Origin of the sequence: Sphingomonas sanguinis (assembly GCF_019297835.1) — a bacterium.
Taxonomy (GTDB): Bacteria; Pseudomonadota; Alphaproteobacteria; order Sphingomonadales; family Sphingomonadaceae; genus Sphingomonas; species Sphingomonas sanguinis_D.
The window spans coordinates 2356970-2377600 of sequence record NZ_CP079203.1; the positions used below are offsets into that span (position 1 = coordinate 2356970).

The window sequence follows — 20631 nt, forward strand, 5'->3', positions numbered from 1 at the left end:
CGGCGACAGATGATCGGGGCATCACCGGCCGCCGGCCGGATCCAGCCTGTCTACGCCGTGGGGCTATTGGGACGTGTAGGCTGATCCGGAGCCGAGGAACTTCCTGGTCGCCGCGCGTGCCTCCTGTGCCTGCGTCGCGCGCCGTGCCTGCTCGATCGCCTCGCTACGGAACTGCGCGGCCATCATCTGCTGGAGCTGCAACTGCTGCTTGGCGGTCAAGGCAAGGAGCTGGTTGGTGGCTTGCTGTGCCTGGAGCGAGCCTTCCGCGCCTTGGCTGCGCGCGACGATGTCGGCGAGCGCCTGTGTGTCGGACCGGACGTTCTCGACGACCTGCGCCTGCACCGTCATCGTCTGGCGAAACGCGCCCATGCTGGCATCAAGCCGGGCGCGGGCACCACGCACGCGGGCGTCGGTGCGGAGCGCCGAGGAGAAGTCGCCGGGAAACAGCGATTGGAACTGGTCGTCGAGCTGGCCGACCCGGAAGTCGATCGCCTGCGCCCGGCCCATCAGCCGGTCGATCTCGGCAAGCTTCTGTTTGAGTGCATCCAGCTGCGGGAAATCGATGCGGCTTAGGTTCTTGCCCATGGCAACCAGCATCTGCGCCTCATTCTGGAGCTGCTGGATCTGCTGGTTGACGCTCTGCAGCGTGCGCGCGGCGGTCAGGATGTTCTGCGCATAGTTTCGCGGATCGAACACGATCCCGCCGAACTGCGCATGGGCCGGCGTCGCCGCCGACATGACCCCCATGATGAAACTGCCCCTGGCAGCGGCGGCGAGCATGGCGGCGATGACGCGGCGGCGGTCGAGGAACGGCATGACGATCTCCAGTGCTTTGGCACCCGCACCCGCGTCGATCGCGGTCGGGCTCGGCATGGAGTGTCGGCCTCTCGGCGCCGCGGCGTCAGATACCGGCTGGGGTCTGCACGGGACCTTGTGGGGACAATCACGAAACCTTCTCCGAAGACCCGGCAGTTGTTGTGGCCAGACTTCGACGCCGCTATGTGTGGCACATGAGTAATACAGCCAATCGTCTGAAGCGGACAGTTCACGCAGGCTTGATTGCGCTGCTGGCTTGCGCCTCAATGGCGGACGCCAGAGCCAACGCCTCTCTGCCGGATATGACCACGGCTCTCCGAGAACTGCACGTGGAGAGTGCTTCGGTCGCCGTGATCCGCAACGGACGGATCGTCTCGACGGGCGCCTGGGGCATGGCAGGGCCGAACCGGGCGGCGACCGTCGCCACGCCCTATAATCTCGCCTCGCTGACGAAGCCGCTGACGGCGGAAGTCATCCTGCGCTTGGTGTCAGCCGACAGGCTGTCGCTCGACGAGCCGATGGATCGCTACTGGAGCGATCCCGACCTGTCACGCGATCCGCGGCGGATGAAGCTGACGGTCCGCATGGCGTTGAGCCATCGCACCGGGTTGCCGAACTGGCGGGATGTGAAGGGACTGGCGTTCGATCATGATCCCGGCACGACCACCGGCTATTCGGGCGAGGGGTATCAATATGCGGCGCGCTATGCCGAGCGTCGCACCGGGCAGTCGTTCGAGACGCTGGCTGGCCGCTGGCTGTTCACACCCGCCCACATGCGCGCTTCCGGGTATGTGTCGGCGCAAGGCGAGGCGGCGCCGATCGCCGTGCCCTACGACGACGCCGGCAAGCCGCTCCCTGTAGAGCGGGTGACGCGCTACAACGCTGCCGATCTCGCGCACGCGACGGCGCGTGATTATGCGCGCTTCCTCATCGATGCGCGCAGCGACAGGGGCCTGGTCGCGTCCGTCGCGGCGGAGCGCAGCAGATCGCAGGCCGATCTGACGCCCGGAATATGTGCCGGATCGAAAGCAGCCAGCTGTCCACCCTGGACCGGCTTTGGCCTCGGCTGGCAGCTTCTCGGATTTCCCGGAGGCACAACGATGCTCCACACCGGTAAGGATGCCGGGGCCTTCACCTTCGCCGCGATCGATCGTGCGAGCGGCGACGGCATCGTGATCCTGACCAACAGCGACAACGGATGGCGGGTCATCCTGCCCATCCTCGAACGCACCGGCAGCGACCCGAAGCTGATCGCCTTCCTCCGTGGCCAGATGAACTGACAGGACCAAGGTCATGCTGACTGCCCTTGCCGCCGCCGCAGTCCTGCGGACGACGGCTCCGTGCTCACGTCCTTCTCGTCTTCGTTGCAGTTTAGCCGAGCGGTAGCAGGCGACCAATCGCGATCGGTTCAGACTTGGCCGCGGATCGTGGCGGCGCGCTCCGCGAGTACGGCCGCCGGCCCTTCAAGCTCGTAGAAGGCAAAGGGATTGAGGAATTGCCGTCCCCAGAACAGCGCCCTGTCCACCGGTCCTAGGCTCGCCTCGTCGCACAGCGCGAGCCATTGTGCGCCAATGGTCTCGATCTGCCTGGACACGATCGCGATGGCCTGGTCGGACGTCATATGGAAGTCGCCGGCGGCGGCCAGGCAGGTGGCTATCTGGCTCGAGCGGTGCCGGCCCACAATCAGCATCGCTTGGCTGGCTTCCTCGCCGGCTCGCGCCTGTGGGCAAATGTCGTAGGCGGGCGTCAGGGCGAGCTGCGCCCCATCCCAGAACGCGGCGTGGTTGCGCGCATGATCGTCGACATTGCCGACCAGGATGTTGAACGTCAGCCGCGTGAACAGCTCGTGCAGGGTTGCGGTCGGATCGATGAAGCGGAAGCGTATCTTCTCCGCAAGATCCTGATAGCTCGCATAGCGCGCCTGCATCTCGTCGAGCTCGAGGATGGTGAGCGCCGATACCATCGCCCGGCGGTGCCAGTCATTCCCGGTCGGCACGCGATCGAACCGCTCGACCAGAAGCACATCCTTGCCCGCAGCATGGATCAGCCGGACCGGCGCGACCGACAGCCCGGCGAGCGCGGCCAGGCGCATCGCAATATATTCACCCTTCACGACCGAATAGGTGTCGCCGCTGCTGGAGAATTTGGCGACATATTTCTGCGCCCCATCCGTGAGCAGCGCCTTGGGACGGGCACCGCCGATCGAACTGCCATGATGGAGGGCCTGATCGAGCTCCAGCGTGAGCGGCAGGTTCTTCTCGACCTTCTCCGCAGACGCGAGCAGTTCCTCGACGGTCGCGTGCCTGCCGCCGCGTGGAGCATATGCTGTTGCAGACGTCTGGAAATCCAGGGCGCCGATCCGGTCCGAGCCGGATTCGAGCAGGAAGACCAGCTCGTCCAGCTCGATCCCGTCAAGGTCGTTGCCCTTGCCCCCGAAGGTCCTGTTGAGGATGACACGCCGTCCCCAGGCGTCAGGGGCGCCGTCGCGGATCGCGCTCGCCATCGCAAGTGTGCCGAGGGGGGCGATGGGTTCGCCCACGAGCGGGAGTTCCGGCATATAAAGCGGGATGGCGTCGGTCCGCTCGCGATACGAACGGCCATACATGAACTGGATACGCTCGCCGTCGGATACCAGCCGGCCAGCAACGACCGGCGTCGTGGCTCCGGGCAGCCAGGTCCAGACAAAGGCCTCGCGCGGATGGGGCAGCTTAGAAGTCATCGCTGATGCTCAACGGCTTCGGCCGCACGCGGCGAGGGAGCAGTGCGAGGCGCTTGCCCGCTTCGTCGAGCCGCATCGACACCCCCTGTGCATCCTCTTCGAACAGCGGAATGCCGAGGATGGCACACGCCTCGAAGGCAAGTCCCAGTTCGACCTTCGGATCACCCTTTTCCAGCCGATGCAAGGTGCTGCGGTCGACGCCGAGCCGGTCCGCCAAGTCTTGCGCGGTCATCCTGCGCGACTTGCGCTCGAGCTGCACCAGCATGCCGAGGAGCTCTACCGCTGCCATCGTATACCGCGCATAACTGCGCTTCTTTGAAGCAGGCATCTGTGGCACCCAACCAGCATAAAGCGGCTTTACGCCGGATGCATCCAGCACATGCATCCTCGAATGCAAGTTGTCAACGGACATGCTGTATGCATCAATCATTAGCGACGTGATTGATGCACGCATCCACCAAAACATCCTGTCGTTGACTGCTCGTCCGTTACCGGCAGGTAGGTCCAGGCGATCGATTTTTGCAATTATCGTGCATCTGAGATGCACCATAATTTCGGACCGAGGCAGCCTGGCTGTGACCGCAGCAGGCGTCGCGTGATTCTGCATCGCTAGAGTGATGCTCCGCCAGGTTCCGGGTGCGGGGCATCGGCCATGAGATCGGCCGCCCAATCGAGGCCAGCGTCGCGAAGGAAGGCACTGGCGAAGCCATCGCGGCCATGTTCGGCGAGCACAGCATTGATCCGCTTCTGCGTCGCCGGGTCCGACGCGCCGCACAGCGCGAGTGCGATGGGACCAAGCCCCAGCTCGAACAGCCGGTTCCCGCGCGCCGACTGGAGGTAGTAATGGCGCTTGGGGGTCGCCCGGGCGATCAGCTCGACCTGACGGTCGTTGAGGCCGAAGCGCGCGTAGATGTCATGGCCCTGCGGTTCGACCGCCCGGTCGTTGGGCAGCAGGATCCGCTGCGGGCAGCTTTCGATGATCGCGGGCGCGATAGCCGAGCCCGCGATATCGGCGAGGCTCTGCGTTGCGAAGACGACCGCGACATTCTTCTTGCGCAGCACCTTCAGCCATTCGCGGATACGCGCGGCGAACAGCGGGTGGTCGAGGAAGATCCACGCCTCGTCGAGGACCAGCAGCGTCGGGCGCCCGTCGAACCGCGCCTCCAGCCGGTGAAAGAGATAGGTCAGCACCGGCGCGACCGCGCCGGCCTGGCCCATCAGCGCCTCGGTCTCGAAGCATTGGACATCGGCAAGGTCGAGTTGCTGCTCGGCCGCGTCGAGCAATCGGCCGTGCGGTCCCTCGAGCGTGTAGGGCTGGAGCGCGAGGCGCAACGCGTTGGACTGGAGCAGCAGCACGAGGCCGGTTATGGTCCGCTCATCGCGCGGCGCGGAAGCGAGGCTGCCGAGCGCGGTCCAGATCGCGTCCTTCGCCTCCGGGGTGACCGGCACGCCCTCGTGCGACAGCAGCGCCGCGATCCATTCGGCGGCCCAGCCTCGTTCAGCGGCATCGTCGATATCGGCGAGCGGTTGGAAAGCGAGCGTCGTGCCGTCCGCCTCCGCCGCGCCCAGCGCATGGTGCGCCCCGCCCATCGCCAGCGCCGACGCACGCGCGCTGTTGCCCTTGTCGAAGATATAGACCTGGGCTTGGCGATAGCGGCGGAACTGGAGCGCGATCAGGTTCAGAAGCACCGACTTGCCGGCGCCCGTCGGCCCGACCACCATCATGTGCCCGACATCGCCGACATGGGTCGACAACCGAAACGGCGTCGATCCGGCGGTCTTGGCGACGAGCAGCGGCGGCGCTTCCTGGCCCGTGACCGCGGCGAGATGGTCGTTGCCGGCCGGGCCGGCCCAGACGGAGGAAAGCGGCATCAAATGCGCGAGGTTGAGCGTGTGCACCAGCGGCTGCCGGACATTGGCATAGGCGTGGCCCGGCAAGGACGACAGCCAGGCCTCGACCGCATTCACCGTCTCGCGCTTGGCGGTGAAGCCGAGTCCGTTGACGATCCGCTCGACCGCGCGAACCTTGTCCTCGACTGCTGCCTGATTGCGGTCACTGACCGTGATCGTCGTCGTCAAATAGCCGAAGGCGACATGGTCGCTGCCGAGCACCTGAAGCGCCTGGTCGGCATCGGCGACCTTGTTGTCGGCATCGCTGTCGAGCAGCTGCGCCGGGGTGTTGTACATCACCTCGCGCAGCAGCGCAGTGATCGACTTGCGCTTGTTGAACCATTGGCGCCGAAGCGAAGTGAGCGTCCTGGTCGCCTGAGTCTTGTCGAGCGCGATGAAGCGCGTGACCCAGCGATAGCCGAAATCCTGGTGGTTGAGCGCGTCGAGGATGCCGGGGCGGCTGAGATTCGGAAAGCCGAGCACCGTCAGCGTGCGCACATGCATTTGCCCGAGCCTGGGCTCCAGCCCGCCGATGAGCGGCGTGTCGGCGAGGAGGCCGTCGAGATACATCGGCGTCTCAGGGACCGCGACGGGATGGCGCCGGTCGGAGACGGTGCCATGTAGGAAGGTCAGCGTCTCGCGGTCGTCGAGCGGACGCACCGACGCCATGACGCCCGACAGCAGGTCGAGCACGCGATCTGTCTCCGCGACGAACGAAGCGAGCGTACCGCGCCAGTCGCGCTCCCGGTCGCTGTCGGGGCGCTCGACCAGGCTCCGCCCGGCACGGTCCGCCGTGTCCGCCGGTGGCAGCCAGGTCAGTGTCAGGTGATAGCGGCTCTCGAAATGCGTGCCCGCGGCCTCGAACGCCGCCCGGCGCTCGCGATCGACGAGCCAGCTCGCCGGGTCGGGAAAGTCGCTGTCGGGATAGGCCAGGGCCTCGCGCCGCTCGGCGTCGAAGAACAAGGCCCAGCCGCTGCCCAGCCGCTTGAGCGCATTGTTCGCCCGTGCGCAGGCGCCGACCAGCTCGGCCTCGTTGGCGGATTCAAGGTCGGGGCCGCGGAACGCGAGCACCCGCAGGAAGCTGCCGTCCTTGTTGAGCACCACGCCGGGAGCGACCAACGCCGCCCAGGGAAGGTGATCGGCGAGCCGCTCGGCATGGTCGCGATATTCGCCGAGGTACATCATGCCCTCTGGCTCAGCATGCGAGATATCCCTTCTGGCGGATGTGACGGAGGAGGACCGGCGCGAAGTCGGGATCGCGGCGCGCCGCCATCACCGCGGCGCTGTGGCCGACGGCCCAGAGCAGCACCCCGGCCACCCATTGCTGGAGGCCGAGGCCGACCGCGGCGGCCAGTGTCCCGTTGATGATCGCGAGCCCGCGGGGCGCGCCGCCGAGCAGCAGCGGCGCGCCGAGCGAATGATGGATCGGCACCTCGAAGCCATCGAGGTGCCGACCGGTATCGGTCGCCGGGGCGGTCATGCGACCAGCGCCCCGCCGCCGAAGCTGAAGAAGGACAGGAAGAAGCTCGACGCCGCGAACGCGATCGACAGGCCGAAGACGATCTGGATAAGGCGCCGGAACCCGCCCGCAGTCTCACCGAAGGCCAGCGTCAGCCCCGTCGTGATGATGATGATCACCGCGACGATCTTGGCGACCGGCCCCTGCACGGATTCGAGCACCTGTTGCAGCGGCTCCTCCCACGGCATGCCCGAGCCGGCGGCCTGGACCTGGGTTGCGAAGGTCAGCGCCAAGCCGATCGCGGCACCGGCAAGCAGAGGCCGAGCGGCGGTCGGACGCGTGATGGAAATACGGGTCATGGTCGGTTCTCCTTCGGGTTGAACGGGGACAAGTCGGCGAGTGTGTAGGCGCCGGTGTCGGGGTCGAGCCCGGCGACACGCGCGATGGTCGAGACGCGGCGGTCTGTGCCGCGCCCGGCGATGAAGACGACGAGGTCGATCGCCTCGGCGATGAGCTGGCGCGGCACGGTGACGACCGCTTCCTGGCAGAGCTGCTCGACCCGGTAGAGCGCGGCTTGTCCGCTGTTGGCATGGACCGTCGCGATCCCGCCGGGATGCCCCGTGTTCCAGGCCTTGAGCATGTCGAGCGCTTCGGGGCCGCGGACTTCGCCGACGATGATCCGGTCGGGGCGGAGCCGCATCGTCGAGCGTACCAGCTGGGCCATCGACACCTGCGGCGGGCGCGTGCGCAGCGCCACCGTATCGGGCAGCGGGCATTGCAGCTCGCGCGTATCTTCGATCAGGATGACACGCGCGTCCTGCCCCGAGCGTTCCTCGGCCATCTCGGCCAGGAGCGCGTTGGCGAGCGTCGTCTTGCCCGAGCTGGTGCCGCCGGCGACAAGGATATTGTCGCGCCGGGTAACCGCGCCACGCAGCGCCTCGGCCTGGATCGCGGACATCAGCCCATCGGCGACATAGTCGTCGAGCGTGTGGAGCTTGGTGGCGGCCTTGCGGATCGCGAAGCAGGGCGCTGGCGCCACCGGCGGCAGCACGCCCTCGAACCGCTCGCCGGCATGGCCTTCGACATGCGGCGGCAGCTCGGCCGAGATGATCGGGTGCTCCGCATGGACCTCGGCGCGGGCGTGCGAGGCGACCAGCCGGACGATGCGCTCGACTTGGTCGGGTGCCATCCGCACCCCGGTGTCGCTCCGGCCCTCGCCGAGACGGTCGAGCCGCAGCGCACCATCGGGATTGACCATGATCTCGACCACCAGCGGATCCCGCATCGCCACGGCGATGTCGGTCCCCAGCGCCGTGATCAGCATCCGGCGGCGACGCTCCGCGGACAGCAGGGCGCTCATCGGTCGCCTCCCCGCTTAGAAGGAGTCGTATCGTCTTCCTGCGGCGATCCACCGAGCGAGCGGCGTCCGGTCGAGACCCGTCGCCCGACCTGCGTCACGAAAGCCTCGAAGCGCTTGGCGCCGAGCGCGCGACCGGCGGCATCGTTCTCGGCGAGCGGTGTCTGGATCGAGAGCTCGAACCGGATGAACAGCGCCAGCGTCTCGAGGATGACATAGGTGTCCCGGTCGACCCGCCCGATCGCATGGGTCAGCCGGTCGAGCCGGATCGCGAACCGGTCCTCCAGCTCGGAGGCGCCGCGCCGGTTGAGCCAGGCGGTCACCGCATCGACGAGGATCGCCGACTTGGTCGCGCCGGGCCTGGCCGCGAGTGCCTCCAGCCGGTCGGACAGCGGTCTCGGGAGAAAGAGTTGATGGCGCACCTTGTCGCTCGTCTTGTCCATCGCTCAAATCCCCAGCTGCAGGTCGTCGGGGCGGCCCGAGGCGGCGTCGAGGCCATAGACCGTGCGAGCGGTGCCGACCTGCTGGGCACGGTCCATCGCGCGTCGCTCGGCCGCCTGATCGCCATCGTCATCGCCGAGGCCGAGTGGGTCGGCGATCTCCGGCTCGACCATCATGGCCGGCTCGACCTCGTGGGCAGGAAGCCGGGCCTGTTCAAGACCGGCGTCCTCCGTGTCCTTGCTAGCGTCGGTGCTAACCGCAAGCCGCAGGTCGGCTCCGCATACCCGGCCGGCCCAGTCGTCAGGGCGGGCGGCGGGCACGTCGCGATATCCGCCTGCATCGAGTGTCGGCGGCGGAAGGACGCGCGCAGTGTAGCGCCGGTCCTCATAGTAGCGCAGCTTCCTGGCCCGGATCGGCGGATGACCCGAGATCAGCAGGAGCTCGTCGGTCGGCGCGAGCTGCATCACCTCGCCGGGTGTCAGCAGGGCACGTGCGGTCTCCTGCCGGCTGACCATGACATGGGCCAGCCAAGGCGCGAGCCGGTGACCCGCATAGTTGCGCATCGCGCGTTGTTCGGTCGCGGTGCCGAGCGCATCCGATATCCGCTTCGCCGTCCGTTCGTCATTCGTCGCGAAGGCGATGCGGACATGGCAATTGTCGAGGATGGCGTTGTGCTCGCCGTAAGCCTTCTCGATCTGGTTAAGGCTCTGTGCGATCAGGAAGACGCGCACGCCATAGCCTGCCAGGAAGGCGAGGCTCGTCTCGAAGAAGTCGAGTCGCCCGAGCGCCGGGAATTCATCGAGCATCATCAAGAGAGGCCGTCTGCTTTCGGGGCGGCTTCCGGAACCGGCGGCACCGGTTTCGCCGTCTTTGCCAAGGCCATGGAGTTCCTCGGTCAGTCGGCGGCCGATCTGGTTGAGGATCAGCCGCACGAGCGGCTTGGTGCGGCTGATGTCGGACGGCGGTACGACGAGGTAGAGGGAAACGGGATGCGCCGCCTCCACGAGGTCGACGATCCGCCAGTCCGACGCGGCTGTGACGGCCGCGACGGTTGGATCGCGATAGAGGCTGAGAAAGGACATCGCCGTCGACAGCACGCCCGAGCGTTCGTTATCGCTCTTGTTGAGCAGTTCGCGGGCAGCCGAGGCGACGACGGGATGGACGCTGGGCGCATCATCGGTGCCGAGATGGTTGGTCTCCATCATATGGCGCAGCGTCTCAGCGAAGCTGCGCTGCGGGTCGGACAGGACGGTCGCGACGCGGGCAAGCGTCTTCTCTCCCTCGGCATAGAGGACGTGCAAGATCGCGCCGACCAGCAGCGCATGGCTGGTCTTTTCCCAATGGTTGCGCCGCTCCAGCGCACCTTCCGGGTCGACGAGGATATCGGCGATATTCTGGACATCGCGGACCTCGTTCACGCCGCGCCGCACCTCGAGCAGCGGATTGTAGCGCGCCGAGCGGGCATCGGTCGGATTGAACGGCAGGCAGTGCGAGAAGCGTGCGCGCCAGCCGGCGGTCAGTTGCCAGTTCTCGCCCTTGATGTCGTGGACGATCGTCGAGCCGGTCCAGCTGAGCAGCGTCGGCACGACCAGGCCCACCCCCTTGCCAGAACGGGTCGGTGCGAACGCCATGACATGCTCGGGGCCGTCGTGGCGAAGATCGTCACCGTCGAACCGGCCGAGGACGACGCCGCGATCACCGAGCAGTCGGGCCGCCGCGACGTCCTTGCGGGTCGCCCAGCGAGCCGAGCCATAGGTGGTGAGGTTGCTGGACTGCCGCGCCCGCCAGATCGATCCAAAGACTGCGGCGCCGCACCCCAGGAAGCCGCCGGCCGCAGCGATCGCGCCTGCCTCGTCGAAGATGACCGGCGCATAGGCGTCGAACGAGAACCACCATGGAAAGATCGACCACGGATGGTAGATCGGACGATCGAATGCGATGAACCAGGGCGGGCCGAGCTGCGGCTGGTAGGCGAGCCGAGCCGCGGCCCATTGGGTTGCGGTCCAGATACTCGCAACGACGATCGCGAGCACCACGAGGACCTGTCCGATAAGCAATTTGGTCGGTGTCACGAGCGCCTCCAGCCCGGGACTGGACATCCTGTCCTTCGGGCCGCCTCCACGATCGCATCATCGCCGCCCCACGATCAGACCCTCGCTGGGGCCAGCAAGCACGTGTCGGGGGACATTGGCGCGGCGTCGACCGTGTCCAGCGCGTGAACCAGCGTGGTCGCACAGGCAAAGTCGAAGCATGGGGCAACGGGCCTGATGCAAGCGATGCAGGCACCGAAGCACCGGCACGAGACCATCGCCGATGGTGGTCGCATCGGTCCTTGGAAATCCGGCGGCCGTTCTCGGATGGCTTCATCCAGTGCTGCCGGGTAGCGAAACGCTATTTTATCGATGCCGACGGTGCATCGACCCCTTGGTCGACATCGGGGAAATGCGTAAAGTAGTTGCAGCCCATGCCGAACAGAGCAGCGACCGGGTCGCTGGCGCGTATGTCCAGGCCTCGCGGCTAAAGGCGCCGGCGCATGTTCAAGCATGTCTCAGGGCCCGGTTCGGCGGCACAGCCTTGCCGTCGACGGAGCATGTCCACCGCTTACCCGCCTTGCATTGGGCATCGGACGCGATAAGCTGGTGGCGTGCGGGCCCCGGTCCGCATCGAGGCTTGAGGACCTTGCCTGGGATATTTTGGCCGGGACGAACGATCGTTCCGGGCTGCTGGCGTAGATGTCCAGGCCGCGCTCGGCGGCTAAAAACGCCCGCCACGTCCCTTGCGCGAGTGACCCGATCGCTGGCCCGGCCGGCTCGCCTCGGCGCTGGAGGCGTCCCATGTCTTCCGGAAAAGCTGCCGCGCGCGCCGCGCGGGCGCGTGTCCGCTGCTCGCCATGAGCAGTGGATCGGCACTCCCTCGCGCGCGTCGCGCCCAAGACGACGATGCGCTGGTCGAGACGCTGTATGCGGTCGAGGCGCCTCGCCTGGCGCGATCGCGTGCAAGGCGGTCCGATCGCCAAGATGCCTTCGACCTCGTCCATGACGCGTTCGTGCGACTGCTCGGCCTGGGGCCGGACCGATTGCGCTCCCTCGCGCAGGAGAGACCGGTGGCGTATCTCTGGAAGATCGCGACATCCGTCGGTCTCGACCAGGCCAAGCGCGACCTTCGCCGTGCCTCGGACATGCACGTCCCGCTCGACGGCATCGAACTGATTGCCCCCGATGTCGAGCGACAGCTCGAGGCGCGCGACGAACTGCGGCGCATCGAGCGCGCCGTCGAGGCTATGCGGCCCCGCACCCGTGCCATCTTTCTCGCGCACCGCGTCGACGGCATGAGCTATGCCGAGATCGCGCAGGCCTGCGGGATCGGCGTGAAAGGGGTCGAGAAGCAGATGAGCCGGGCGATCGCGATTCTCGCTTATGAACTGGATCAGGCCGACAATGGCTGAGGATCGACGGCTGCAGCGCGAGGCCGCGGCATGGCTCGCGCGTCTCCAGGCGCCCGATGGCGAACGCGACCGTGCTCGCTTCGAGGCATGGCGCAACGCGGACCCCGCGCATGCCGCCGCCTTCGCCCGGGTCGAACGGCACTGGCAGGACAGCACCATCCTGGCGCAGAGCAGCCTGCGCTACGGCGCCCAGCTGACAAGGCCTTGGTGGCATGTCGGTGGGTGCACGCCCGGCCGCCTCGCCTTCGGCAGCGCCGCCGCCATGGCCCTTGTCGTCACGGGATGGAGCGTTTCGCATGCGCCGCGCGTCGCCGTGCCGGAGCGCGTCGCCAGTGCCGTCGGCCAGCTTCGTACCATCCGCCTTCCCGATGGCTCACGCGTCACGCTCGATACCGACAGCACGCTGGCAATCCATTACGCGCCGGAAGCGCGACAACTCGTGCTCGAGCAGGGCCGCGCGCGGTTTATCGTGGCCCATGATCCGCGTCGCCCGTTCACCGTGACGGCAGGTGCGATGACCGTCGTTGCGCACGGCACGATCTTTGATGTCGACATGCGACCAAGCGGGGCGGGGGTGACGCTGATCCAGGGCATCGTCGAGGTCACCGCCCGATCGGCAAAGTCGCCGGAGCAACGCATCCGCCTGACGGCCGGCAAGCAGGTCACCGCCACGGCGGACATGACGCATCTCTCGGCGCCCAGGACGATACCTGCGGGCACGACAGCCTGGACGAGCGGGATGCTCGGCTTCGACGCTGCGCCGCTCGACCGGGTCGTGGCCGAAGCGAACAGCTATACGGCAACCAGGCTGGTCCTCGCCGATCCCTCGCTCGCCCAGCTGCGGGTCACCGGGGCATTCCCGGCCGACAAGCCGGCGGACCTGGCGGCCAGCCTTGCCCGCATGTTCGGCCTGCGCGTCGAGACGCGAGCGGATGGTGCCATCCTGCTGCTGCCGACCAGCGGCACCTCACGTGCGTCGCAAGGGGGGTAGATGGATCGCGTGTCGTTGAACCCGGTGGAGCGGCGATCATGCCGCAGGGGGAACGACGATGAATCGCTTCTATCTCGGGGCTGCCGGCCTTGTCTGCCTGGCCGTTGTTGCACCGGCCAATGGCCAGGCACGCGACGAACACGCCTATGACCTGCCAGCCCAGCCGCTCGGATCGGCGCTCATGGCGATCGCCCAGGCGACCGGGCAGGCCGTCATGGTCGATGCGGCCCTCGTCGCCGGCCGTCGCGCGCCACCGCTCAAGGGGCGCTTCGATGCTGTAGGCGCGCTGGCACGCGTGCTCGCCGGGTCGGGCCTGCGGGCCGAGCCGATCAACCAGGGATTCGTGGTTCGACCGAACGGCACGCCGTACGTCCGGGCGGATACCGAGCCGTCCCCGGACACGGACATCGTGGTCACAGGGAGCCGCATTCGCGGCGCCCCGGTCGCCTCGACGCTGATCGTCCGCACCGCCGACACGATCCGCAACGAAGGCCAAGCGACACTCGCCGACGTCATCCGGACCATCCCGCAGAATTTCGGGGGCGGCCAGAACCCCGGGATCGGCGCCAACGTGCCGGCGGGGAGCGGTGTCAATGTCGGGAGCGGATCGTCGCTCAACCTGCGCGGCCTGGGCAGCGACGCGACATTGACGCTGCTCAACGGCCGGCGCCTCGCCTACAGTGCCTCGCGCCAGAGCGTCGACGTCTCCGCGATCCCGGTGAATGCGGTCGAGCGGATTGAGATCGTCGCGGACGGCGCCTCCGCGCTGTACGGATCGGACGCGATCGCCGGCGTCGCCAACATCCGGCTGCGGCGCGACGCTGAGGGGCTGACCACGAGCGCGCGCCTCGGCGCCTCCACCGATGGCGGCAATGTCGAGCAGGTCTACGGCGTCGTTGCGGGAAAGCGATGGTCGGGCGGCGGCATGCTGCTCGCCTATGAGTTCGGGCACAGCACCGCCATCCGCGCCGCCGACCGCGACTATGCTCGCGACCGGGTGCCCGGGCTCGATCTCTACCCATCGCTCCGGCGGCACAGCGTGGTGCTGAGCGGCCACCAGGGGCTCGCCGACACTGTCGAGCTGTCGCTCGACCTGCTCTACAACAATCGCCGCAGCCTCTCCCAGTTTCCGTTGAGCACCGCCGGGGTGACGCCATTTCGACACGCCGAGCAGCCTGCCGAGAGCGACTCGGCCGCAATCGCGCCCGCGCTGCGCTGGTCTCCGGGCGCGTGGCGCTTCGAACTCGCGGGCAGCGCAGGCCGGGACCGGGTCCATTATGCCACCAACCAGTTCACCGGTACCCAGCTGACCAGCCGGACCTTCGGCTGCTATTGCAACGATGCCCATAGCGTCGAGCTCGCGGCCGACGGTCCGCTCTTCGCCTTGCCCGGCGGTCCCGCCAAGATCGCGCTAGGGGTTGGCTATCGTGATAATCGGCTCGTCAGCCAGCGCGGCGACAATAGCGCGCAGGACGTCGATGCGCACCAGGACAGCCGCTACGCCTATGCCGAAGCGAGCCTGCCGCTCGTCGGCCCCACCCAGGCGATCCCGGCCATCCATCGCCTCGATGCCAGCCTGGCCCTTCGCCATGAAGACTATCCCGGCATCGATGCGGTCACCACGCCCAAGCTCGGCCTGGTCTATGCACCGACGCCCGATGTCTCGTTGAAAGCGAGCTGGGGCCGGTCCTTCCGTGCGCCGACGCTCCTCCAGCGCTACCAGCCGCTGGTGGTCGCCGCTCTTCCAGCGACCGTGTTCGGCGGCACCGGCCTGCCATCGGGGGCCACGGCCCTGCTCTTGTCCGGGGGACGCGATACCCTGCAGCCCGAGCGTGCCCGCAGCTGGTCGACGACGCTGGCACTGCATCCCCGCGCGGTCGACGGGCTGAGCATCGAGATCAGCTATTTCGAAACGCTCTATCGGGATCGCATCGTGGCACCGGTCACCTTCATCGCCCGTGCGCTCGCCGATCCCGCCTATGCCGACCAGGTGCTGCGCTCCCCCAGCCTTGCGACCCTCGAGAGCCTGCGTCTCGGGGCGGGGCAGTTCCTCAACGCCACGGGTCGCACCTATGACCCCAGGAGCGTGGTCGCGGTCATCGACAACGCCAACCGCAATGCCGGGCGGCAGCGCGTGAAGGGCCTCGACATGCTGGCCCGCCTTGATCGCAGCGTTGGTGCCGGGCAGATCAACGCCACCCTTTCCGGCGCCTATCTGCAAAGTGATCAGCAGCTGACGCCGGCACAACCCATCGTCGATCTGGCCGGCACGATCTTCAATCCTCCTCATTTTCGCGGACGAGCCACCCTCGGCTGGACCCAGGGCGGCTTGACGATCACCGGCGCGGTGAGCCGGATCGGCGGGGTCGAGGACCTGCGCTCCACACCGGCACGCCGCATCGGCGGCATGACCCAGGGCGACCTGACGCTTCGCTACCGCACCGGTTCGGGGGCGACATGGTGGCATGGCGTCGACCTTGTCGTGACCGCACAGAACATCCTGGATGCCAGGCCAAGCCCGATCGCGACGAGCCTGCCGTACGACACGCCCTACGACTCGACCAACTATTCACCGTTCGGGCGTGTCCTCGCCGTTTCGGTGAGCAAGTCGTGGTGAGCGTTATGCTGCTGGCCGCTGGCCTCTCTGTCGCCGGTATCAATGCCGCGCCCCTGCCATGCCCCGGCATCATGCCGGCAATCACCCCGGCCGCCGCAACAGGTCGACCGGTCTCGCTCGACGACCTACTGGCCTTGCGCGACATCGGCCAGCCCGACCCCTCGGTCGGTGGACCGAGCCCGCTCGCCGTGTCGCCCGATGGTCGCCGGATCGCGTTCGTCATCTCGCGCGCCGACCCCGAGGCCAATCGCGTCTGCCAGGCCTTGGTCGTGCTCGGCCTCGAGCCGCAGGCTCGGCCACGGATCGTCGATGAAGGCGGCGAGGCGATACGCGCGGAAAATGTCGTGCGCGGGTCCCGGACCGGCAGCGGCCTGCCTGCGACCATCGTCCCGGCATGGTCGCCCGACGGACGCTACCTGGCCTATCTAAAGCGCGTCGGCGGCCGGACGCAGGCCTGGCGAGTCTCGGTCGACGACGGCGCCGCCGTCCGGATCACCGACGCGCCGGTCGATGTCGAGGCCGTCGCATGGAGCGAGGACGGGGCAAGGCTCGTCTTTGCGACGCGACCCGGGCGAACGACCTTCGCCGACGGGGTGCGCGCCGAGGGCCGCAACGGATTTCTGTTCGACCATCGCGTCATCCCTCCCAACGGCTTTGCGCCGCAGTTGCCGGGCGATCTCGAGAGAGTGGTTTGGTCCGTACCCAGGAATGGTGGCCCCGTTGTGCGTGCCCGTCGCCAAGACATCGTCCGCCTGGGCGGTGAACCGGTATTGAGCGAGCCCTCTCCCCTGAATGCCGTGACGTCGGACGGGCGCAGGTCGGGCGCCGAGGTGGACGGTCCGTCCCCCTTTGCCGGCCGCCGGATCTGGGCCGACGGGAACGATGGCCAGCGTCTGGCCTGTACCGCCTCCGAATGCCATGGCTCGATCCGCGGGACATGGTGGGCCCTCGACGGCCGCAGTCTTCTCTTCATCCGCTATGAGGGCCCGAACAACGAGCGTACGTCGCTCTTTCGCTGGACGCCCGGCGAGGCTGCGGCCCGTCGCCTCCTAGCCACCGAGGACGCCCTCGTCGGCTGCACCATGGCGCCTCAGGAGCTGCTGTGCCTGCGCGAAGCATCGCTGGTGCCGCGCCGCATCGTCGGGATCGACCTTGCCAGCGGTACCACACGAACCGTCCTCGATCCAAACCCAGAGTTCGCGTCACTAGCCAAGCCCCATGTCGAGCGCCTGCGCTGGACGAACCCTGCCGGTCTTCCCGCCTGGGGCGATCTCGTCCTGCCTGCAGGACGACCACCTGCCAAGGGCTGGCCGCTCGTCATCGTCCAGTACACCAGCCGCGGCTTCCTGCGCGGCGGCACGGGCGACGAATATCCGATCCTGCCGCTGGCGGCGAATGGGATCGCGGTGCTGAGCTTTCAGCGGCCGCCGCTTGTCGTGCAAGCCCAGCCCAGTCTCTCAAGCGCCGAGGCCGTCGCGGCAGTCTTGCGCAACTGGGACGAGCGGCGCAGCACCCATGCATCGCTCGAAGCGGGATTGGCGAAGCTTGCCGCGCGCGGCGACATCGACCGCGACCGGATGGGCATCACTGGGCTGAGCGACGGATCGACCACGGCGCGCTATGCCCTGGTCGCCGGCGTGCCGTTCCGCGCGGCCTCGCTCAGCACCTGCTGCCGCTACCTGCGAAGCGACCTCATCTACGGGGGCACCGTCCTCGCCGACGAGATGCGTGCGATGGGCTTTCCCAAGGTGACCGATGACGATCCCGCATTCTGGGCGCCGATATCCTTGCCCCAGGCGGCCCCTCGGCTGCGCACGCCGATCCTTTTCCAGCTGGCTGACGAGGAAGGCCTGTTCGCGCTCGAGACGTTCGCGGCCCTGCGCGAGAACGACGTCCCCGTCGAGCTGCGCATCTTCCCGGACGAGCATCACATCAAATGGCAGCCGGCGCACCGGGCCGCAGTCTATGCCCGCAATCTCGACTGGTTCCGCTTCTGGCTTCGGGGCGAGGAGGATCCCGATCCCGCCAAGCGCGAGCAGTATCGGCGGTGGCGGAATTGGCGTGACCATTCGGCCGTGACTCGACCCCTGGCATCAGCCCCATGACCGCGCCCACGCCTCGGCGTCGGCGAGTTGCAGGAGGCGAGCAAAGCGCAGGTCGCGGGCCGGTCCCGGCGCCAGCGCGGCCTCCACCGCCGCCCGGTCGATGACGCCATGGATGGCCAGGCATCCGTCGAGCAGGAAAGGCCGCAACATGTCGGCCTCCCGCTCGACCAGTCGCGCGAGGAAGCCGGTCGGCGTGCCCTTGGATCGCCGCCCGACCACCGATGCGGGCAGGCGGGCGGCATAGGCTTGTCGGACGGGCACGCGATTTCGTCCTTCCTCGAACCACATCCAGCTCGGCACCCGTAGCGCAGCCTCGGCAATGGGCTGCGAGACGAGCGGCGACAGGAGCGCCGGCTGTCGGTCCGGATCGAGGCCATCCGTGACCGCCATGGCGGCAAGGAGATGACCGACCTGCGCTGCCTTGCCCGGCGGTGTGCCGCGCGGCACGTCGAGCCATGGATGGGAACGATCAAGGCCATCGACTATCCCGGGGTCGAGGAAGCTGTGGTCGACCGGCCAGCGATAGGCCGCACGACGCGTCATCATGCGCACGCCGGCGCGTGCCAATACAGCGGCAATACTGACCTGGGCCATCCGTGCGATCGAGGCCGCCGTTGCGAGGGGGCGTGCTCCCCTGCCCATGGCGAACAGGGCGTCGACTACCGGGGCGACGCTTTGCAGCGAGCAGAACATGTTGTCGCCGCCACCGCCATCGATGACCAGCGTCGAGCCAGTTTCTTTCGCCAAGTCGTCCGCAGCAGCAAAAGTGGCTTGGCGGAACTGCGCGCCGGTCGGTCGCGGCAAGCCACGTGCGAGGGGACGCATGAGATCGACTTGCCGAGGATCGCGCACGACCTCGACCAACGGGACGCCGAGATGGCGCGCGACGGTCCGGGCATGATCGCGTTCGTCGCCCTGCGCGTCCGCGACCACCATCGTCAGGCACGTGAAGCGGCACCTGCCGGATGCCAGCGCCGCCGCCACGACCGACGAATCCAGCCCGCCGGACAGGAGCAGGATCCCCGGCACGTCGACCGGGAGGCGTGACACGACCGCAGTGTCGATCGCCCGGGCCAATGCTTCCGCCGCCGCATCGCCAGTATCGAAAGCCTGCGACCGGTCGGCCCATGACCAGGGAGACCAGTGCCGCTCGAGATGAATGCCGCGGTCGGAGACCTCGATTGCCTGCCCGCCGCCAAGTTCCTCGACGCCGCGCAGGCCGGTGCGCCCATTGCGCAAGTCGGTGGCCGCGAGGAAATGGCCCAGGGCATCCCAGTCGACGGCCGGAGCCGGACCGTCGAATGTGCCCAACAGCCGAACGGATGAGGCCAGGACGACATGGTCGGGTGCCTCATGCCAATAGCATGGCAGGCTGCCGAACGGTGCGCGCAAGGCGTAGCGGCCGTCACGCGTGGTGCCGACGGCAACATAATCGCCCCAATGGTCACGCGTCAGTTCACTTGCCGCGCTTATGGTCCCAGACGAAGCGCGAAGCGTCGCTTCCGTCAGCGACGTGGTTTCTCCGCGCCGGAAGACCGATCCGACGATACAGCCTTCCGGCGTGGCAATCGCATGCGACGCTGCGATCATCATCCGATCGTCGATGTGCCATACCCCAAGGCCAGCCCGGCGGGCTGCCTCGGAAAAGCGGGCTTGCTCCCCTCCACCGAAGGGCTGGGACTTGGCCAACCATGCCGCGAATGCCGGCCGGATCATATCACGAGGATCGGCGTGAACGCGTGCACGACATGCAACTCGTCGTTGAGCACTTCGGTGTCGCGCTGGACCCAGGCATGCGCCGCGAACGGGGCCAACTGCACGCCGAAGACAAGCCGGGCATCGGCAGAAGCACATCGCCGGGCCAGCGCCAGCGACAGGGGAAGACAGTGCCCCGTGGGGCTGACCAGCAGGCGCAGTCGCGCAAAGGCGCCCGCATGGCGATCGACATCGCGGGCAGTTCCGGCCTGCTGCTCTTGCCGACGCTGAAGTCGTGCAAGTTCACATCCCAGGCCGCGCCTGCGTATGCGCCAAGTGCTCGCCGCGAAGCACAGTCCGGCAATCATCGTCGAGGACCTGGGCGTGGTGTCGATTACCTCAAGGCGACTGGTCCGCGCGCGCGGGAGTTGGCAAGGCACGAGAGGTTCGCCCTTGGTGCTGTCAAGTAGTCCGGCCCGGACGAGCGCGAGGAGCGGTCCCGCCTCATCACCCGCAAGTTCTGCCCCGGCGCACTGTCGGTTAAGGGCTTGGCTCATTGCGACTGGAAGCATCCAGTAGCGATCCGAGCGGGCATCGAGGAAGATCACGCTATCGCCGATTGAGCAGAAGCCGACCAACGGGGGTAGGAAGAACCTCATCGCGAAACGGCGGGATGTTCCCGGGAACACCCCGCCACCCTTTCAGTCGTCGGCCAAGCCGGCGCCGAGGAACCCCTGGACCTCGTCGATCGGGGTACCCGCCGGCCCCTGGGTCAGGGCACGGGCATCGCCCAGGTCGACCAACGTCGGTGCCTTATCGTTATCGCGTTCCATGACGTTCTCCTTGATATGCCGCGATCATTCGCGACCTTGGGAGAATGTGCGGGTCAGTCGGATATACGAACTTTATACAAACTTTATATTCCGAATGTCGGCGACTTAGCCGCCACCCGATGAGCATTACTTTGACAGATTAATTTCTAACAGGCTCCCGGGAGTACATCCGCAGAGTGCGTATGGTCTGCCTGTCCGCCCCCCGTACCGGTCGAAAACTGGTTGCCCGATGGCTGGCATGCTCGACGTCGATGGTTGTCATG

At 67.5% G+C, this 20631-nt stretch carries 17 protein-coding genes; 5 read left to right on the top strand and 12 right to left on the bottom strand.

Translation table 11 applies throughout. The features are described from left to right. Positions 1-63: 63 nt before the first annotated feature. Positions 64-816: a P-type conjugative transfer protein TrbJ gene (gene trbJ / locus KV697_RS11005; RefSeq protein ID WP_219021358.1), complete on the bottom strand. Its 753-nt coding sequence runs from the start codon at positions 814-816 to the stop codon at positions 64-66. A 302-nt stretch (positions 817-1118) separates the two neighbouring features. On the opposite strand from trbJ, the gene KV697_RS11010 reads away from it, so the two are divergent. Next, positions 1119-2096, top strand: a complete 978-nt coding sequence (locus KV697_RS11010) for a serine hydrolase domain-containing protein (RefSeq protein WP_257575266.1) — start codon at positions 1119-1121, stop codon at positions 2094-2096. Positions 2097-2224: 128 nt separating this feature from the next. Here the strand turns inward: KV697_RS11010 and KV697_RS11015 are convergent, their stop codons facing one another. The 8 genes from KV697_RS11015 to KV697_RS11050 all read right to left on the bottom strand — a co-directional run bounded on the left by KV697_RS11015 (position 2225) and on the right by KV697_RS11050 (position 10754). After that, entirely contained in the window at positions 2225-3535 is a 1311-nt protein-coding gene (locus tag KV697_RS11015) for a type II toxin-antitoxin system HipA family toxin (protein WP_219018222.1), read from the bottom strand. Then, positions 3525-3947, bottom strand: coding sequence for a helix-turn-helix transcriptional regulator (locus KV697_RS11020; protein WP_219018223.1), 423 nt, complete (start codon positions 3945-3947; stop codon positions 3525-3527). The genes KV697_RS11015 and KV697_RS11020 overlap by 11 nt, the downstream gene beginning before the upstream one ends. A gap of 197 nt (positions 3948-4144) precedes the next feature. Further along, positions 4145-6610 (bottom strand): conjugal transfer protein TrbE, encoded by a 2466-nt coding sequence (gene trbE, locus KV697_RS11025; RefSeq protein ID WP_219018224.1) that lies wholly within the window; start codon positions 6608-6610, stop codon positions 4145-4147. 10 nt (positions 6611-6620) lie between these two features. Next, complete coding sequence (locus KV697_RS11030) at positions 6621-6905, bottom strand: VirB3 family type IV secretion system protein (protein WP_042485069.1); 285 nt, start codon at positions 6903-6905, stop codon at positions 6621-6623. Beyond that, positions 6902-7243 (bottom strand): TrbC/VirB2 family protein, encoded by a 342-nt coding sequence (locus tag KV697_RS11035; protein ID WP_219018225.1) that lies wholly within the window; start codon positions 7241-7243, stop codon positions 6902-6904. The genes KV697_RS11030 and KV697_RS11035 overlap by 4 nt, the downstream gene beginning before the upstream one ends. Continuing rightward, entirely contained in the window at positions 7240-8244 is a 1005-nt protein-coding gene (gene trbB, locus KV697_RS11040; RefSeq protein WP_219018226.1) for a P-type conjugative transfer ATPase TrbB, read from the bottom strand. The genes KV697_RS11035 and trbB overlap by 4 nt, the downstream gene beginning before the upstream one ends. Beyond that, the gene (locus KV697_RS11045; RefSeq protein WP_219018227.1) at positions 8241-8684 is read right to left on the bottom strand and encodes a CopG family transcriptional regulator; all 444 of its coding nucleotides are present in this window, start codon (positions 8682-8684) and stop codon (positions 8241-8243) included. Before KV697_RS11045 ends, trbB begins: the two co-directional genes overlap by 4 nt. Before the next feature lie 3 nt (positions 8685-8687). Then, the gene (locus KV697_RS11050; protein ID WP_219021360.1) at positions 8688-10754 is read right to left on the bottom strand and encodes a conjugal transfer protein TraG; all 2067 of its coding nucleotides are present in this window, start codon (positions 10752-10754) and stop codon (positions 8688-8690) included. Between the two features lie 818 nt (positions 10755-11572). On the opposite strand from KV697_RS11050, the gene KV697_RS11055 reads away from it, so the two are divergent. The 4 genes from KV697_RS11055 to KV697_RS11070 are packed head-to-tail and all read left to right on the top strand — an operon-like array spanning position 11573 to position 17840. Then, a complete protein-coding gene (locus tag KV697_RS11055) occupies positions 11573-12127 on the top strand; it encodes an RNA polymerase sigma factor (protein WP_219018228.1) in 555 nt (184 codons plus the stop codon). Then, positions 12120-13118, top strand: coding sequence for a FecR family protein (locus KV697_RS11060; protein ID WP_219018229.1), 999 nt, complete (start codon positions 12120-12122; stop codon positions 13116-13118). Before KV697_RS11055 ends, KV697_RS11060 begins: the two co-directional genes overlap by 8 nt. A 58-nt stretch (positions 13119-13176) precedes the next feature. Then, positions 13177-15735 (top strand): TonB-dependent receptor, encoded by a 2559-nt coding sequence (locus KV697_RS11065; RefSeq protein ID WP_219018230.1) that lies wholly within the window; start codon positions 13177-13179, stop codon positions 15733-15735. Positions 15736-15740: 5 nt separating this feature from the next. Then, complete coding sequence (locus KV697_RS11070) at positions 15741-17840, top strand: Atxe2 family lasso peptide isopeptidase (RefSeq protein WP_219018231.1); 2100 nt, start codon at positions 15741-15743, stop codon at positions 17838-17840. Here KV697_RS11070 and KV697_RS11075 read toward each other — a convergent pair. The 3 genes from KV697_RS11075 to KV697_RS11085 form a co-directional block, all read right to left on the bottom strand. Then, complete coding sequence (locus tag KV697_RS11075) at positions 17829-19430, bottom strand: asparagine synthase-related protein (protein ID WP_219018232.1); 1602 nt, start codon at positions 19428-19430, stop codon at positions 17829-17831. The genes KV697_RS11070 and KV697_RS11075 overlap by 12 nt on opposite strands. Positions 19431-19552: 122 nt before the next feature. Further along, positions 19553-19903, bottom strand: coding sequence for a lasso peptide biosynthesis B2 protein (locus KV697_RS11080; protein ID WP_219018233.1), 351 nt, complete (start codon positions 19901-19903; stop codon positions 19553-19555). A gap of 333 nt (positions 19904-20236) precedes the next feature. Beyond that, the gene (locus KV697_RS11085; protein WP_219018234.1) at positions 20237-20368 is read right to left on the bottom strand and encodes a benenodin family lasso peptide; all 132 of its coding nucleotides are present in this window, start codon (positions 20366-20368) and stop codon (positions 20237-20239) included. Positions 20369-20631: the final 263 nt, after the last annotated feature.